18 protein-coding genes are annotated in these 14,737 nt (G+C 71.4%); 6 read left to right on the forward strand and 12 right to left on the reverse strand.

What is annotated here, in order from left to right; genetic code table 11:
* Positions 1-98: 98 nt before the first annotated feature.
* Positions 99-1,223 (forward strand): NADH:flavin oxidoreductase/NADH oxidase, encoded by a 1,125-nt coding sequence (locus tag I4Q42_RS19620; RefSeq protein ID WP_198577781.1) that lies wholly within the window; start codon positions 99-101, stop codon positions 1,221-1,223.
* Positions 1,224-1,230: 7 nt separating this feature from the next.
* On the opposite strand, the gene I4Q42_RS19625 is transcribed toward I4Q42_RS19620, so the two are convergent.
* Positions 1,231-2,115 carry a hypothetical protein gene (locus I4Q42_RS19625; protein ID WP_198577782.1) on the reverse strand — a complete coding sequence of 295 codons (885 nt, stop codon included), beginning with the start codon at positions 2,113-2,115 and terminating at the stop codon, positions 1,231-1,233.
* A 116-nt stretch (positions 2,116-2,231) separates the two neighbouring features.
* On the opposite strand from I4Q42_RS19625, the gene I4Q42_RS19630 reads away from it, so the two are divergent.
* Together I4Q42_RS19630 and I4Q42_RS19635 are read left to right on the forward strand one after the other, a co-directional pair.
* Positions 2,232-2,777 (forward strand): TetR family transcriptional regulator, encoded by a 546-nt coding sequence (locus tag I4Q42_RS19630; protein WP_198577783.1) that lies wholly within the window; start codon positions 2,232-2,234, stop codon positions 2,775-2,777.
* Between the two features lie 52 nt (positions 2,778-2,829).
* Entirely contained in the window at positions 2,830-4,200 is a 1,371-nt protein-coding gene (locus I4Q42_RS19635; RefSeq protein WP_198577784.1) for a tetratricopeptide repeat protein, read from the forward strand.
* A 9-nt stretch (positions 4,201-4,209) separates the two neighbouring features.
* On the opposite strand, the gene I4Q42_RS19640 is transcribed toward I4Q42_RS19635, so the two are convergent.
* The 3 genes from I4Q42_RS19640 to I4Q42_RS19650 all read right to left on the reverse strand — a co-directional run bounded on the left by I4Q42_RS19640 (position 4,210) and on the right by I4Q42_RS19650 (position 6,935).
* Positions 4,210-5,553 carry an ATP-binding protein gene (locus tag I4Q42_RS19640; protein ID WP_198577785.1) on the reverse strand — a complete coding sequence of 448 codons (1,344 nt, stop codon included), beginning with the start codon at positions 5,551-5,553 and terminating at the stop codon, positions 4,210-4,212.
* A gap of 192 nt (positions 5,554-5,745) precedes the next feature.
* Complete coding sequence (locus tag I4Q42_RS19645; RefSeq protein ID WP_198577786.1) at positions 5,746-6,447, reverse strand: response regulator; 702 nt, start codon at positions 6,445-6,447, stop codon at positions 5,746-5,748.
* The gene (locus I4Q42_RS19650; protein WP_110133232.1) at positions 6,444-6,935 is read right to left on the reverse strand and encodes a MarR family winged helix-turn-helix transcriptional regulator; all 492 of its coding nucleotides are present in this window, start codon (positions 6,933-6,935) and stop codon (positions 6,444-6,446) included. Before I4Q42_RS19650 ends, I4Q42_RS19645 begins: the two co-directional genes overlap by 4 nt.
* An 80-nt stretch (positions 6,936-7,015) precedes the next feature.
* Here I4Q42_RS19650 and I4Q42_RS19655 point away from each other — a divergent pair, with 80 nt between their 5' ends.
* The gene (locus I4Q42_RS19655) at positions 7,016-7,906 is read left to right on the forward strand and encodes a branched-chain amino acid aminotransferase (protein ID WP_198577787.1); all 891 of its coding nucleotides are present in this window, start codon (positions 7,016-7,018) and stop codon (positions 7,904-7,906) included.
* A gap of 337 nt (positions 7,907-8,243) precedes the next feature.
* Here I4Q42_RS19655 and I4Q42_RS19660 read toward each other — a convergent pair whose 3' ends face one another.
* The 8 genes from I4Q42_RS19660 to I4Q42_RS19695 all read right to left on the reverse strand — a co-directional run bounded on the left by I4Q42_RS19660 (position 8,244) and on the right by I4Q42_RS19695 (position 13,628).
* The gene (locus I4Q42_RS19660) at positions 8,244-8,900 is read right to left on the reverse strand and encodes an SAM-dependent methyltransferase (RefSeq protein WP_198577788.1); all 657 of its coding nucleotides are present in this window, start codon (positions 8,898-8,900) and stop codon (positions 8,244-8,246) included.
* 75 nt (positions 8,901-8,975) lie between these two features.
* Positions 8,976-9,461 carry a hypothetical protein gene (locus I4Q42_RS19665; RefSeq protein WP_198577789.1) on the reverse strand — a complete coding sequence of 162 codons (486 nt, stop codon included), beginning with the start codon at positions 9,459-9,461 and terminating at the stop codon, positions 8,976-8,978.
* A 56-nt stretch (positions 9,462-9,517) separates the two neighbouring features.
* Positions 9,518-10,321: a tetratricopeptide repeat protein gene (locus I4Q42_RS19670; protein ID WP_332873118.1), complete on the reverse strand. Its 804-nt coding sequence runs from the start codon at positions 10,319-10,321 to the stop codon at positions 9,518-9,520.
* Positions 10,322-10,829: 508 nt separating this feature from the next.
* Positions 10,830-11,234 (reverse strand): DUF4870 family protein, encoded by a 405-nt coding sequence (locus tag I4Q42_RS19675; protein WP_198577791.1) that lies wholly within the window; start codon positions 11,232-11,234, stop codon positions 10,830-10,832.
* Positions 11,234-11,605 carry a DUF4870 family protein gene (locus tag I4Q42_RS19680; RefSeq protein ID WP_198577792.1) on the reverse strand — a complete coding sequence of 124 codons (372 nt, stop codon included), beginning with the start codon at positions 11,603-11,605 and terminating at the stop codon, positions 11,234-11,236. The genes I4Q42_RS19675 and I4Q42_RS19680 overlap by 1 nt, the downstream gene beginning before the upstream one ends.
* Positions 11,606-11,878: 273 nt before the next feature.
* The gene (locus I4Q42_RS19685; RefSeq protein ID WP_198577793.1) at positions 11,879-12,433 is read right to left on the reverse strand and encodes a hypothetical protein; all 555 of its coding nucleotides are present in this window, start codon (positions 12,431-12,433) and stop codon (positions 11,879-11,881) included.
* Positions 12,430-12,846, reverse strand: coding sequence for a dihydroneopterin aldolase (folB, locus tag I4Q42_RS19690; RefSeq protein ID WP_408611109.1), 417 nt, complete (start codon positions 12,844-12,846; stop codon positions 12,430-12,432). The genes I4Q42_RS19685 and folB overlap by 4 nt, the downstream gene beginning before the upstream one ends.
* 11 nt (positions 12,847-12,857) lie before the next feature.
* The gene (locus I4Q42_RS19695) at positions 12,858-13,628 is read right to left on the reverse strand and encodes an SDR family oxidoreductase (RefSeq protein ID WP_198577794.1); all 771 of its coding nucleotides are present in this window, start codon (positions 13,626-13,628) and stop codon (positions 12,858-12,860) included.
* A gap of 139 nt (positions 13,629-13,767) precedes the next feature.
* Between I4Q42_RS19695 and I4Q42_RS19700 the strand changes: the two genes are divergently transcribed.
* Positions 13,768-14,049: a BrnA antitoxin family protein gene (locus I4Q42_RS19700; protein WP_198577795.1), complete on the forward strand. Its 282-nt coding sequence runs from the start codon at positions 13,768-13,770 to the stop codon at positions 14,047-14,049.
* 117 nt (positions 14,050-14,166) lie between these two features.
* Positions 14,167-14,730 (forward strand): hypothetical protein, encoded by a 564-nt coding sequence (locus tag I4Q42_RS19705; RefSeq protein ID WP_198577796.1) that lies wholly within the window; start codon positions 14,167-14,169, stop codon positions 14,728-14,730.
* Positions 14,731-14,737: the final 7 nt, after the last annotated feature.

Raw genomic sequence — 14,737 nt, forward strand, 5'->3', positions numbered from 1 at the left:
CCCCAAGGCACAGCTGCTTGTCCCGCACGCACCCCTTGAGCCGCCCCGTCCGCGCCCTCATCTGCGCCCTTCCTCCTCCCGATAAGAGCCTGCCCTTCATGTCAGCCCTGTTCACGCCCTTCCGCCTGAAGGACGCCACCCTGCGCAACCGCATCGCCATCCCGCCGATGTGCCAGTACAGCGCCGAGGACGGCGTCACGACCGACTGGCATCTGCCGCACTATGCCGGCCTGGCGCGCGGCGGGGCGGGCCTGGTGATCGTCGAGGCGACGGCCGTGTCGCCCGAGGGCCGCATCTCGCCCGGCTGCACCGGCATCTGGACCGACGAGCAAGCCGAGGGCCTGGCCAGGATCGCCGCGGCCATCAAGGCGGCCGGCGCCGTGCCCGGCATCCAGATCGCCCACGCCGGCCGCAAGGCCAGCGCCCACCGTCCGTGGGAAGGCGACGACCACATCGCCGACGGCGATCCGCGCGGCTGGCAGACCATCGCGCCTTCGGCCATCGCCTATGGCCAGGGCCTGCCCAAGGTTCCGCGCGAGATGACCCTGGCCGACATCGAGCGGGTGAAGGCCGACTTCGCCGCCGCCGCCCGCCGCGCCCGCGAGGCCGGCTTCGAGTGGCTGGAGCTGCATTTCGCCCACGGCTACCTGGCCCAGAGCTTCTTCTCGCGCCACAGCAACCAGCGCACCGACCAATACGGCGGCGACGCGACCGCGCGCGGCCGGTTCATGGAAGAGACGCTGGCGGCCGTCCGCGCCGAATGGCCGGAGAACCTGCCGCTGACCGCCCGTTTCGGGGTGCTGGAATATGACGGCCACGACGAGGAGACGCTGGTCGACTCCATCGCCCTGACCCGCCGGATGAAGGCCGGGGGCCTGGACCTGCTGAACGTCAGCGTCGGCTTCACCATCCCCAACACCGCCATCCCGTGGGGCACGCCGTTCCTCGGTCCGATCGCCAAGCGGGTGCGCGAGGAAGCCGGCCTGCCGGTCGCCTCGTCCTGGGGCCTGGACGCCCCGCGCCTGGCCGAGCGCCTGGTCGCCGAAGAGCAGATGGACCTGGTCATGATCGGCCGCGCCCACCTGGCCAATCCGCACTACCCCTACGAACTGGCCCAGGAACTGGGCGTCGAACGCCCCACCTGGGCGACCCTGCCGGCGCCCTACGCGCACTGGCTGGACAAGTACCGCCCGGCGGCGGAGGTCGCGGCGGCGGCGGAGTAACCTCCACCTAGCGCGGCCATTCCAGCGCCTCCCGGGGCGCGACGACGGTCTCGAAATCCATGGCGTTGGGGTCGGCGACCAGCCGGACCTCGGCGTCATGGATGCGGTAGAGCCGGCCGTCGGCGGCGACCAGGACGTCGCCAATGGGATCGACCTCGACCCAGTCGATCCGACCGAGGTTCAGGATCGTCCGCCCTTCGCGATCTTCGATCCGGGCCGTCTCCACATGGGCGCGGCCGTTGCGCTCGACGCCGCCGAGATCCTCGACCACCAAACGCCATCCCCGCCTGATCGGCTTGCTGCGAACCCGCGGCGGGTCGAAGCTGCGGCCCAGCGGCGAGCCGCGCTTGTGGCCCACCGGCTTGCGTTCCTCATCGAGGTCCCAGCCGTCGCGTTCCAGCCGAGCGCGTAGCAGGGCGGCTTCGTTCACCGCCGGCGCGGTCAGCACCGTCAGGTCTTCCGGCATGTGCGGGGAGCCCTTCGGCACGATCAGGCCGTCGGACCCGTCCTGGTTCAGCCGGAAGGTCCGCCAGTCGTGGCCGAACAGGCCGCCGCCGTAACCGCCGACCATCGGCCAAAAGGCCAGGGCGGTCAGATGGGGCGGCCGCGACAGCGCCGTCCACGAATAGTGCGGCGGCCGTCCCTTCACGACGGCGCAGGCCAGCAGCTTGCCGTCGGGCGAGACGTCGCAGCGACGCTCCTGGATGCGGCCGCGAAACCATTGGCCGCCCTCGATCGTGTCGCCGGCCAGGGTCCAGATCAGTACGCGGGTCAGCCGTCGGGGCCCGCGCCGCAGGATCACGACCTTGCGCGCCCGCGCCGCCAGCAGGCCGTAGAGGCGCGCGGCCTTCGGGTCTATGGTCGGCCAGATCGGATCGGGAGCGTCGGTCACGTCGCCATCTAACGACCGGCCGGTAAACGGCTCATCACCACCTCAGGTGGATCGCCACTCGGGCCTCACACAGGTGTGGCCTTGCCAGCTTCGCCCCGCCCCGCCATCTCTTGCCCATGACCACGCCCGCCGAAGACCTGCTCGACCGCGCGGCCGCCGCGGCCCTGTCGCTGGCCGCCGACCGTCCCTGGACCCAGATCGCCCTGCGCGACATCGCCGTGGCGGCCGGCGCGCCGTTCGCCGAGCTCTATGGGAAGGCCGACAGCAAGGCCAAGGTGCTGAGCCACCTGTCGCGCCGCTTCGACCAGGCGGCGCTGAACGCCGACGCCGGCGAGGGCGCGGCCGCTCACGACCGGCTGTTCGACGCCGCCATGGCCCGGATCGAGGCCATGGAGCCCCACCGTCACGCCCTGATCGCCATCAGCAAGGCCGAAGGCCTGCCCCGCTCGGCCGCCCGCTTCCCCAAGACCGCCCGGGCGATCCTGGAAGCGGCCGGGGTCGAGGCCACGCCGGTACGCCTGGCGGCCATGACCGCCGTCTGGGCCCGCGCCCTGCAGGTCTGGCGCGACGACGAAGGCGCCCTGAACCGCACCATGGCCGAACTCGACAAGCGCCTGAAACAGATGGCCGAGCAACTGGGCAAGGTCGGCGCGGGGTTCTGAAGCTGCGCTTTTCGGTTGCAGCGCCACCCGGCGCCGGGTGAAATACACAACCATGAAGCATAGCCGCGCGCCTCGCACGCTCCTGGCCGCCGCCCTTGCGGCCTGCGCCGCCGGAGCCGCCGCCGAGACCCCGCCCCCGGCCGCCTCGCAGACGGCCGCAGGCTTCGCCGCCCTGGACCGCAACCAGGCGCAGGCGGCGGTGCGGGCCTTCGCGCCCGGCGTGGCGGCGGGCGAGGCCCGGGCGATCTACGGCTTGGGCCGGACCTATCTCACCCTCGGCGGCTGCGCGGCCGGCCTGTCCTGCCCGACCGAGGCCAAGCCGCTGATCCGCCGCGCCGCGCAGTTGGGCGATCCCGACGCCGCCTATCTGGTGGCCATGTGGGCCGAGCACGGCGCGCTGGACGAGCCGGTCGACCTGGCCGTCGCGGCGAGCTGGTACGAAAAGGCGGGCCAGGGCGGCAACATCGGGGCCCTGATCGACCTGGGCCTGATGTGCAGCCGCCCCGGAAACGGAGCCTGCGACGGCAAGACCGCCCGCACCGCCTATGCGACGGCCGGCGACCTGGGCAATCCCTTCGCGCTCTACGCCCTGGGCGAACTGTATCGGCGGGGCGAGCTGATCCCGCGCGACCTGCCCGCCGCCGCCTCGGCCTATGCCCGCGCGGCAGAGCGGGGCTGGGCCTCCGCCCATTGGCGGCTGGGCGACGCCTATGCGGCCGGGGCCGGGACCGACCGGGACTATGGACGCGCCAAGGCCGCCTACGAGCGGGCGCTGGCGCAAGGCGAGCCGGGCGGGGCGGCCGGTCTGGCCAATCTCTACGAGCTAGGGCTGGGCGTGCCGCGCGATCCGGCCCAGGCCCTGAAGCTCAATTACCAGGTCCTGCTGTTGGGCCGGCGGACCGACCGCCTCGGCGACAACTACCGCGAGCCGAGCGTCCAGGCCCTGCATCGGCTGTCGCGGATGTACGCCGAGGGCGAGCTGCTGCCCAAGGACGCCGACAAGGCGCGGCGCCTCCTGCGGACGGCGGCGGCGTTCGGCGACACCGAGGCCGTGCGGATGACCCAGGCCGACGCCGAGGCCGGCGAGGCCGACGCCCAGTACGAACTGGCCGAGCTCTACAACCAGGGCGAAGGCGTGCCGGCCGATCCCGCCCAGGCGCGGAAGTGGTGGCGAGCGGCGGGCGAACAGGGCCAGGCCCAGGCGGCGCTGAAGCTGGGCCTGGCCTATTCCAGCGGCGACGGCGGGCCGGAGGACCTGGCCCAGGGCTATTACTGGCTGCTGCTGGCCGAAACCCTGGCCAAGCCGGACGCCCGGCGGGCCATCGCCGGCCAGCGCGGCGCGCTGGGCCAAGCGCTGACCCCAGCCCAGAAGAGCCAGGCCGAGCAGGCCGCCAAGGCCTGGACGGCAGCGCGCAAGTCCTAGGATCGGCCCCTAGCCCGGCAACCGCATGATCGCCCGCAGCCCGCCCATCGGCGAGCGCTCGAGCACCAGGTCGCCGCCCAGGCCTCGGGCCATGTCGCGGGCCAGGGCCAGGCCCAGGCCGACGCCCTTCTCGTTCTGGTTCCGGGAGTCGTCGAGCCGGCTGAAGGGCTTGAAGGCCTCTTCGTAGCGGTCCTCGGGAATGCCGGGACCGTCGTCGTCGACGGTGACCAGCACCCCGCCCATCTGGCGCGCCTCCAGCGTCACGCGGACGGTCTTGCCGTGGGCGGCGGCGTTGTCGACCAGGTTGGCCAGGGCCCGCTTGAAGGCGCTGGGCCGCAGGTTGGCGGTCAGGTCCTGCTCCAGGGCGGTCTCGACCCGCGCCCCGCCGCGCTGGGCCGCGTCGCAGACCCCGGCGATCAGCGGCGCCAGGTCGACGGACTGCAGGGCCTCGCCGCCCTCGCCGCGGGCGAAGGCCAGGTACTCGTCGATCATGTGCTCCATCTCGGAGAGATCGCGCTTGATGGCCTCAACCTGCGGGCCGGGCTCGGACAGGGCCATTTCCAGCTTCAGCCGGGTCAGGGGCGTGCGCAGGTCGTGGCTGACGCTGGCCAGCAGGGCCGTGCGCTGCTCGATATGGCGCTGGATGCGGGCCTTCATCGCCAGGAAGGCCTGGGCCGCCTGGCGCACCTCGCGCGCGCCGTGCGGCTTGAACTCGTGGTCGAGGCCCCGCCCGAAGGCGTCGGCGGCGTCGGCCAGGCGCTCGATGGCCCGCACCTGGTTGCGGATGAACAGGATGGCGATCGCCGTCAGCAGCATGGTCGCCACCACCATCCACAGGATGAAGATGTGGCCTTGCGTGGCGAAGGCGCGGTCGCGGGGGGCGAAGATCCGCAGGGTGCCTTCGCGCACCTTCACCCGGATCTCGACATGGGCGGTGTAGCGGTCGGAGGCGTCGAACCAGAAAGGCTCGTCCAGCCGTTCGGCCAGGGCCCGCTGCATCGAGCGGTCGAGCGAGGCGAACATGGCCGGGCGCCGGCCAGTGGGCAGCTCGCGGCCCTTCAGCAGGGCGATGGAAAGATCCATCGTCTCCTCGGCCCGCTGGGCCATGCGCTCGACGGCGGCGGGGCTGGGATCGTCCTGGTAGGTGGCCACGGCCCAGGCGATGTCGCCGGCCAGCCCCTCGGACAGGCGGCTGTTCACCGTCTCCCAGTGGGCGTCGAAGAAGCCCCAGGTGACGGCGATCTGCATCACGGCCACGGGCAGGACGATGATCAGCAGGCTGCGGCCGAACAGCGATGTCGGCAGCCAGCGCTTGATCTGGCGCGGGATGAACAGGCGGGTGCGCAGGCGCATTCTAGATCCCTCTCCCCTTGCGGGAGAGGGTGGCGAATAAGGAACCTCCCCCTATGGGGGAGGCGATCGCGCGGCGATCGGTGGGGGGCGTTCTTGCGAGATCGGCCAAGCGGCGTGGAAGCTGAAAACGCCCCCCCACCGGCCTTCGGCCGCCTCCCCCATGGGGGGAGGTTCCTTGAGGCGCGATCCCCATCAATCCGGCGCCAGCCGATAGCCCACCCCCCGCACGGTCTGCAGGTAGCGGGGGTTCTTGGGATCCGGCTCGATCTTCCTCCGCAGCCTCGTGACCTGGACGTCGACCGCCCGGCCGGTTGCGTCGGCGGTGTCGCGGGCCAGTTCCAGGCGGTCCACGGGTTCGTGCAGGGCGCGGGCCAGGCGGCGCAGCAGGGCGACCTCGGCCTCGGTCAAGCGGACGGGGGCGCCGGCCCTCGTCAGCTCGCCGCGATCGGGGGCGAAGGCGCAGTCGCCCATCAGGATCTCGCGCGGGCCGACCGGCTTGGGCGCGGTGCGGCGCAGGATCGACTCGATGCGCAGCAGCAGTTCCTGCGGCTCGAACGGCTTGGCCAGGTAGTCGTCGGCGCCGTGGGTCAGGCCCTCGATGCGGTCACCGGTCTGGTCGCGGGCGGTCAGCATCAGGATCGGCACCCGGCCGACCTCGCCGCCCTTGGCCCTCAGGCGCTTGGTGAAGGCAAAGCCGTCCTCGCCGGGCATCATCACGTCGAGCACCAGCAGGTCGAAATCCATCACCGTCACCAGCCGGTCGGCGTGGGCGGCGTCGGCCGCGGCGCTGACCCGAAAGCCGGCGCGGGTCAGGAACTGCTTGAGCAGCTCGCGGATGCGATCGTCGTCGTCGACGACCAGCAGGTGGCGCTCGCGCCGTTCCTCGGGGCTCACAGGGCCTCCCTCCGATTGACGCCGACGCCTTGGCGCGGGCCGGCCAGGGCCGCCAGGATCCGCCGCGCGCCGGGCACGCCGTCCAGCCCGCCGGTGCGATAGGCGCGGCCCAGCAAGGCCCGCAGCCGCTCGCTGACGCGGGCCTCGAAGGCCCGACCAGCTTCTGTCAGCACCGCCGGCCGGCGGCGGGCGTCCAGATCGCCGGCCGCCTTCTCGGCCAGGCCCAGCTTCTGGAGGTCGGACAGGGTCTTGCTGGCGGCCTGTTTCGACAGGCTGGTCAGCTTCGACAGGTCCTGCACGCCGATGCCCGGACGGCGGCGCAGCAGGAAGGCCGCGCGCCAGTGCGAGCGCCCCAGGCCCGGCCCTTCGGTCTCCAGCACCCCGTCGACGGCCGCCCACAGGGCCGCCTCGGCCAGGAGAATCAACTCCAGGCCGCCATCGAGTTCCTCTTCGCGCAGGATCAGCCGGGGATCGGCGTGCGGGGTCATGCGGGCGCGTCCATTTTGTTTGACCTTCCGGCTCCTCGGGCGTCTAAGGACCGGGTTCCAAATAAGGAGGTCTTGGACCGATGTCTCTCGTTCCCTTCGATGATCGCGACGGATGGATCTGGCTGGACGGCCAGTTCGTTCCCTGGCGCGAGGCGAAGGTGCACGTATTGACGCACGGCCTGCACTACGCCTCGTCGGTGTTCGAGGGCGAGCGCATGTACGGCGGCGAGATCTTCAAGCTGACCGAGCATACCGAGCGCCTGTTCAAGTCGGCCGAAATCCTCGATTTCGAGATCCCCTACACGGTGGCCGAGATCGACGAAGCCTGCAAGGCGACCGCCGCCAAGAACGGCCTGGACGACTGCTACCTGCGCCCGATCGCCTGGCGCGGCAGCGAGATGATCGGCGTCTCGGCGCAGCAGACCAAGATCCACGTGGCCATCGCCGTGTGGGATTGGCCCAGCTATTTCGACCCGGCGCTGAAGGCCAAGGGCATCCGCCTGACCTGGGCCAAGTACAACCGCCCGGACCCGAAGACGGCCCCCGTCGCCGCCAAGGCCGCCGGCCTCTACATGATCTGCACCATCTCCAAGCACGCCGCGGAGAAGGACGGCTATACCGACGCGATGATGCTGGACTACCGCGGCTACGTGGCCGAGGCGACCGGCGCCAACGTGTTCTTCGTCAAGGACGGCGTGCTGCACACGCCCAAGCCCGACTGCTTCCTGGACGGCATCACCCGCCGCACGGTGATCGAGATCGCCAAGGGCCGCGGGATCGAGGTGGTCGAGCGCCACATCCAGAAGGAGGAGCTGGCCGGCTTCTCCGAATGCTTCATCGTCGGCACCGCCGCCGAGGTCACCCCGGTGGCCGAGATCGGCGAGTTCACCTTCACGCCCGGCAAGCTGTCGCTGAGCCTGATGGACGCCTATGCGGCGCTCGTGCGCCGCGAAGAGGTCGTGCCGGCTTAAGGGCTGGGTTGAAGCTGTTGCGATTGAAAACCCCGGGGCGATGCTCCGGGGTTTTTCTTTGGAACCTCCCCCCGTGGGGGAGGCGGCCGAAGGCCGGTGGGGGGACGTTTTCAGCTTCCGAGGCGGTGGCCTGTTTCGCAGTCACTCCCCCCACCGATCGCTGCGCGATCGGCCTCCCCCAGAGGGGGAGGTTCCCCGGTCTTCGAGACCCTCCCCCTGAAGGGGGAGGTGGCCCGGAGGGCCGGAGGGGGAAGCGGGTGCTGACGCGCCGCTGGAACTTCCCCCTCAGTCGCTTCGCGACAGCTCCCCCTTCAGGGGGAGCATCTTGGCGCCGACCTCAGCGGGGCTCGACCGTCGCCACCAGCCAGCCGCCGCCCCAGGGCGTGTTGACCACCGCCTCGTCGAGCACCTCGCCCATCCCCTTCAGCTGACGCCACAGGCGCAGGGGCTTGAGCGACAGCCACATGGTCAGGCCCACCGCCCCGCCGGGGGCCAGCATCGGTCGGTAGTGGTCGATCAGCGGCTCGACCTGCCCCAGGTGCTCGATGCACTCGGAGAACACCACCACGTCGAAGGTCTCGTCGGTGGCGAAGGTGCGGCCGTCACCCAGCAGCAGCGCGACCTGGCCCGTGTCGATCTCGCCGGCCAGGCGCTCGCTCCCCTTCACCACGGCGGGCTGCGAGAAGTCGACGCCGACATAGCGGGCCGGGCCATAGGCGCGCAGGGCCTCGAAGAACACCCCCTCGCCGGCCCCGATCTCGAGCACGCGCGGGTGTGGCCAGCGATCGGCGATCATGGCGGCCAGCAGGCGGTGATGGTGGCGCTGGTCGGAGCGGTGCAGCCGGTCGTAGACGCCGTCGCGATATTCCTGGTCCCAGCGCTCGACCGGGGCGGCGCGGAAGGCCTCGCCCTTGCGCTTTTCCATCAGGTCGCCCAGCCAGGGACGATCCAGCGACGCCAGTTCGATGAAGCGCCGCCAGCGCATGTAGACCATCGCGTGTTTCCCCCGGAAGTTTACCCGACCAGGGTTAGACGTCGCCGCGCGCGTAGAGCCGCAAGGCCCGGGCGGCTATTGCGGCAAGTCCCAGGAAAAGACCGTCCGCAGATCGCAGCCCGAAGGCGTCTCGCCCTCCTGGAACAGCCGCACGCGGTCGATGGCGGCGATCTGCGCCTTGGTCAGACGCTTGTCCGAGCTGAAGTGGGCCGCCCCGTAGCCGCCGTTCCAGAGGGCGACCACATGGCGGCCGTGGTCCCGGCGCTGGGCGAACCTGGCCGGCTCGGTCTTGCTCAGCCGCCTGACGATCGCCCCCGGAGGCCGGGCGCCCCAGCCGCTCCCGCTCACCTCGAGCACGCCGAACGGGCCCTCCCAGCGGAACGTGCCGGCATGAGCGCCGCCTTGCAGCGTGGTGACCTTTTCGCCGGGCAGGAGGTCGATGATCGGGGAATAGCCGCAGAAGCGTCCCGGCCCCGCCAGTTCCCCCGCCTGGGCCTGCGCCGCCATGGCCTGCGCCGTCAGCAGCAACGCCACAGCGCTCGCCCCGATCAAGATCCTCATGACGCCCCCGTCGACAGTGGTTTGCACCCGTCGAGGCGATGGTAGGCGCGGAAACCCTAGCCCGCCACCTTGGCCTCGATCTCGGCCAGCCTTGCCCGCGTGGCGGCCAGGTCCAGCCCGAACCGGGCGGGATCGGCGGCGGCGAGGCGGGCGGTGACGTCGTAGCTTTCGCGGTAGAGGTCGAGCGCCCGCATGCGGTGGCCGCGGTCCTCGCGCAGGTCGGCCAGGCGCTCCAGGGCCACCGACAGGGCGCGCTGGGCGCCGGGATCGGCGGCTTCGCGGCCGCCGGGCGAACGCCTCAGGGCCAGGGCTTCCTCGAAGGCCGACAGGGCCTCGTTCAGCCGGCCTTCGGCCTCGGCCACGTCGCCGACGCCGGCCAGGGCCCCGGCCAGCAGTTCGTCCGCCGACGGATCGCCGGGCGCGGCCTTGCGAACCGAGCGGGCGAAGGAGACGGCCTCCTCATAGGCCTCGGCGGCGTCGTCGTGGCGACCCTGGCCGGCGGCGAAGTCGCCCAGGTCGCGCTGGGCGATGGCGCGCTCGCGGTCGGTGCTGGCCGCGCGGACCATGCGGGCCAGGACGCGGGCGGCCGGGTTCCAGGATTCGGCGGCGGTCAGGGCCAGCAGCTCGACACGCAGGGCCGCGAAGTCCGGCTCGGCGGCAGAGACCGGCTCTGGGACCGGCTCTGGGACCGGCTCCGGGACCAGTTCAGGGGTCGGCTCCGGGATGGGCTCGGGCTCGGCCAGCGCGACGGGCTCGGGCTCCACCGGCTCGGGCTGGACGGCCACGGGCGTCGGAACAGGTTCGGCAGGTGTTTCGACCACGGGTTCGGCGAGCATGTCGAGCACGGCGATCGGCGTCACGGCAGGCGCTTCAGTCGGCGTCGGTTCAGGCGCCGCTTCAACCGGCGCGGCCTCGACGGCCATCACGGGAAAGGCGACCGCCCCGCCCAGGTCCAGCAGCGCCGGACCGGCGGGGGAGCGCTCGCCCCCACGAGCGCTCCCCTTGGTCCGCTTCCCGGCGCGGCTCGCGCCCGGTCGCGGAATTAGGGCGGCGACGAGAAGGATCCCCCCTATCGTCATCGCCGCCCAACCGGCGGATGGCCGGTGCGGCTCGAAGGGTCCGAGATTCCAGTCCGCGGCCCACGTCCCCAGCGCGCCCAGACCCGAAATCACATATCCCGACGTCGTCAGGATCAGCCCCAAGATGATCCCTACGATGCGAGCCAGCATGTCGCCCCCTCCACGACGTCCGTCCGCCAGGGGCGGAAAGTCATAGGAGCCAGGGGGGCGCGTCGAGCATGCTCGCCTGTCAGGAGAGCGCGGAAAAGCTTGACGATGCGCCCGCAGGCGCCAATCACGTCACCTGCCTCTAAATCAGCCACGTATACGGACGGGGATAGGCCTCGCCGCGCACGAGATAGGCGACGCCCGCGATGCAGCGGACGACGAACCACAGGCTGATGGCCGACAGGATCACCACCCCGGCGACCAGCATCGGGATGCCGATCAGCACCAGCGACAGCGGGATCCCGAACAGGATCAGCGCCAGCCCGACGATGAACCAGGCGATCGACAGCCAGAAGCTGCGGATGGCGAAGGTGTAGTGGCTGGCGTTGATCGGGCCGGCCGCGCCCCGATAGACATAGGCGACGATCAGGCCGACGAAGAAGGTCAGGCCGTTGGTGAAGCCCAGCAGATAGAGGCCGTAGACGACGCCGGGGAGGATCTTGTCCTCCGAATGGGGCTCGGCCCGGGGCTGTGCGAGATCGGTCATCACAGGATCCAGTTGCGCGGCGTCGGATAGGGCTGGCCCTTGAGCAGCCACGACAGGCCGACGACCGAGCGCACCGTCACCCAGATGCCGACCGCCACCAGGATCAGGGCGCCGATGCCGAAGATCAGGGTCAGGCCGCCGATCACGCTGAACAGCAGCGACAGCCAGAAGGTGCGGATCTGGAAGACGTAGTGGCTCTGCAGCCATTCCGGCGCGGCGGCCTTGGACACATAGGCCAGGATCAGCCCGACGATCGCCGACACCCCGCCGGTGATCCAGCCGCCGATGTAGCAGGCATAGACCACGATCGGCATGGTCTTGTCGTCTTGCAGGGCGGGCGGGACGGCGGGGTCCTGGACGGGATCGGTCACGGAAGGCCTTCGGCTGAAAAGCGATATTTTCCGGATGCTCGCCAAAAACGGGCGGCGATGCAAATGAAGGTTCGGACAGGCTAAAGGATGCTCCCCATGAAGGGGGAGCTGTCGCGGAGCGGCTGAGGGGGAAGCGAATGGGGAACCTCCCCCTGTGGGGGAGGCGATCGCGCCAGCGATCGGTGGGGGGCGAAACCGGCCGCCGCTCCGAAAGCTGAAAACGTCCCCCTCCGGCGCTACGCGCCACCTCCCCCACAGGGGGAGGATCTAATTTTAAGGCAGCCACCGCTCGGGCAGGTCGTGGGGGTCGAGCGTCTCGCCCTTGGGCAGCCAGGGGACGGCGGCGAAGATCAGCAGCAGCAGGAAGGCCATGCGCGAGGCCAGGTCCACGGCCATGCCGCGCATCGAGGACGACACCGCCAGCATCAGCAGGGCCAGGGTCCCGATGGCCAGGAGGCCGGTGACCAGGGTCACCGCGTCGGCCAGCTTGAAGCCGGCGGTCTCGAAGCGCGCGCGGGGGGAAAGATCGGCGCCGACGGCGGCGATGGCGCGGGCCAGCAGCGAGAAGCTTTCCAGCCGGTCGTCATAGAGGCCGGGGCCGCGCCAGCTCTGCGAGGCGATCGCCACCTTCAGGCGGCCAAAGCTCAGCACCAGGGCCCGCTGGCGCCCGCCGCCACGCGGCTTGGCCAGGCGATAGCGGGTCAGGGTCGCAAGGTCGTAGCGGCGCTCGCGGCCGCCGCGCCGTTCCACCAGCGTCCCGCCCTCCAGGCTCCAGGCCGTCTCGGGCTGGAACGGGGCGAGGCGCGCCTTGTGGAGCAGGGCGCTCACCCCCGGACGGCGGTGATCTCGACGCCGGCCGCGGCGGCGTGCGGGGCCAGGGCTAGGGGCTTTTCCACCCGCACCCGGGCGCGGGTGACGCGATGGTCGTCGAAACAGGCCTGGGCCAGGCGCTCGGCGAAGGTCTCGACCAGGTCGATATGGCCGGCGGCGGCGATGTCCTGGGCGGCGTTGCGGATGGTCTCGTAGTTCACCGTGTCGCCCAGCTGCTCGCAGTGCACAGCGGCGACGTCGAGCTCGACATCGATGACCAGCGGCTGCACGCGGCCGTGCTCGTGGTCGTAGACGCCGATCTCGGCCTCGACCTTGAGGCCGCGCACGAAGACCTTGGTGACGATCACTTTGACCACAGGGGCGGCGACGGGAGCCGCGAACGGCGTTTCGGAGCGGGGGGAGGCGGACACGGCGGAGGCTTTCAGGAACCGAGGACGTCGGGCGTGCGCCAGGCCAGGTGCTGGCCGCCGTCGACCGCGATCATCTGGCCCGTGACCGACGGCGCGTCAATGAGATAGCGCAGGGCGGCGGCCAGTTCGGCCGGATCGACGGCCGCGCCCAGGGGCGTGGCGGCGGCCTCGGCCTCGAACTCGCCGGGGGCCTGGTGGACCGACGCCAGCACCGGCCCGGGGCCGATGGCGTTGACGCGGACGGCCGGCGCCAGGGCCTGGGCCAGGGTCTGGGTCGCCCACCACAGGCCAGCCTTGGAGACGGTGTAGCTGAAGAACTGCGGGTTGGGCTTCAGCACCCGCTGGTCGACCAGGTTGACCACCAGCCCCCTCAGCCCGGCCGGCAGGGCGGCGGCGAAGGCCTGGGCCAGCAGCACCGGCGCGCGCAGGTTGGCGTCCAGGTGCTTGTTCCAGCTTTCGGCGGTCACCGCGCCGATGCGGTCGTCCTCGAAGGTCGAGGCCGAATTGACCAGCAGAGTGATCGGGCCCACGCCCTCGGTGGCCGCGCCGACCAGGGCGCCGATGCCGGGATCGGAAAGCTCGCCCTGCACGGCGACGGCCCGGCGGCCCAGGACCGCGATCTCGGCGACCACCGCCTCGGCCTCGTCCCGCGCCGTGCGGTAGTGCACCGCCACGTCATACCCCGCCCGCGCCGCCTCCAGCGCCAGCACCCGCCCGATCCGACGACCCGCGCCGGTGACCAGCGCGCCGCCGCGCGGGGATGGGGTGTGGGAAGAAGACATGAAGGGTCCTGATTGGCGAGGTCGCCGCCGTTCATAGCGGCTGAAGATATAGCGCGCGACCGGCGTCAATTATTGTAGCTACAATAAACATCAGCGAGCATTCTTCAGGCACGACGCATCGTTTCGATGAGAAAGTGCAATGACAGGGAACAACAACGATACGCGCCCCGTCTGGACGGATCCGGATGACGCGCCCGAATGGTCCGACGAGGTTCTCGACCGGGCCGAACTGAAGGACGGCGACCGTGTGCTGCGCCCCGCCACCGGGACGCTGACCAGGCGCGGCCGCCCCAAGCTGGAGACCCCGAAGAAGCAGGTGACCCTGCGCCTCGACCAGGACGTCATCGACAAGCTGCGCGAAGACGGCCCCGGCTGGCAGAGCCGCGCCAACGATCTTCTGCGCAAGGCGGTCGGCGTCTGACACGTCCGCGCCCACGCCCCGACACACTTCCGTCCACAATCTGAAGCGGAGTCCCGGGATTCGGGGACGCGAGGCTTCATGTCGGGAGGAAGACGGGCGGGCGGAAGATGGCCGGGCGTGCTCGTCGCCTCGATCCTGTTCCATGCGGCGCTGCTGGCCGCCTTGGCCCACTACAAGGCCCCGCCGCCTCGGCGCGACGAGAAGCCGCCGCTGGAGGTCTCGCTGATCTCGCCTTCGCGATCGCAGCGCGACGCCAGGCCGGCCGAAAGGTCGCCCCAAACGCCCCGTCCCCATGTCGCCCCGCAGGTTCCCGCGACGCCGGCGACGGTCGCTCCACCCGCGCCGGTCGGACCCGCCGCGCCGGCCCCCTCCCCCGCAGGAACCGGCGAAGACGCCATCGCGGCCCGGGTTCGCCAGGCGCTGGGCGGGCGGCGCGGCTGCGAGCGGGCGGGACTGACGCGGGAGGCGCGCGAGCGCTGCCAGGCCCAGCAGTGGGCAGGCGTCGCCCCGGCCGATCCGCGCCTGAACCTCGACCCGACCGGCCGCTTCGCCAGGGCCCCCGAGCCGTTCCTGTCGCGCCGCCCCAAGGACGGCTGCCGCGCCCGGCTCACCGGCGACGCCGACGGCATGGGCAACGACAGCAACGCCCGCGCGGGCGTCACCTGCGTGGTCCCGTTCTGAGCGAGAG

The organism is Caulobacter hibisci (assembly GCF_016135805.1).
GTDB classification, from domain to species: domain Bacteria; phylum Pseudomonadota; class Alphaproteobacteria; order Caulobacterales; family Caulobacteraceae; genus Caulobacter; species Caulobacter hibisci.

Bases quoted from the DNA above. Each gene is read 5' to 3' on its own strand.
- I4Q42_RS19630 (WP_198577783.1), top strand. From the start codon at position 2,232: ATGACCACGCCCGCCGAAGACCTGCTCGACCGCGCGGCCGCCGCGGCC.
- I4Q42_RS19655 (WP_198577787.1), top strand. From the start codon at position 7,016: ATGTCTCTCGTTCCCTTCGATGATCGCGACGGATGGATCTGGCTGGAC.
- I4Q42_RS19640 (WP_198577785.1), bottom strand. From the start codon at position 5,553: ATGCGCCTGCGCACCCGCCTGTTCATCCCGCGCCAGATCAAGCGCTGG.
- I4Q42_RS19620 (WP_198577781.1), top strand. From the start codon at position 99: ATGTCAGCCCTGTTCACGCCCTTCCGCCTGAAGGACGCCACCCTGCGC.
- I4Q42_RS19695 (WP_198577794.1), bottom strand. From the start codon at position 13,628: ATGTCTTCTTCCCACACCCCATCCCCGCGCGGCGGCGCGCTGGTCACC.
- I4Q42_RS19635 (WP_198577784.1), top strand. From the start codon at position 2,830: ATGAAGCATAGCCGCGCGCCTCGCACGCTCCTGGCCGCCGCCCTTGCG.
- I4Q42_RS19700 (WP_198577795.1), top strand. From the start codon at position 13,768: ATGACAGGGAACAACAACGATACGCGCCCCGTCTGGACGGATCCGGAT.
- I4Q42_RS19675 (WP_198577791.1), bottom strand. From the start codon at position 11,234: ATGACCGATCTCGCACAGCCCCGGGCCGAGCCCCATTCGGAGGACAAG.
- I4Q42_RS19660 (WP_198577788.1), bottom strand. From the start codon at position 8,900: ATGGTCTACATGCGCTGGCGGCGCTTCATCGAACTGGCGTCGCTGGAT.
- I4Q42_RS19665 (WP_198577789.1), bottom strand. From the start codon at position 9,461: ATGAGGATCTTGATCGGGGCGAGCGCTGTGGCGTTGCTGCTGACGGCG.
- I4Q42_RS19650 (WP_110133232.1), bottom strand. From the start codon at position 6,935: ATGACCCCGCACGCCGATCCCCGGCTGATCCTGCGCGAAGAGGAACTC.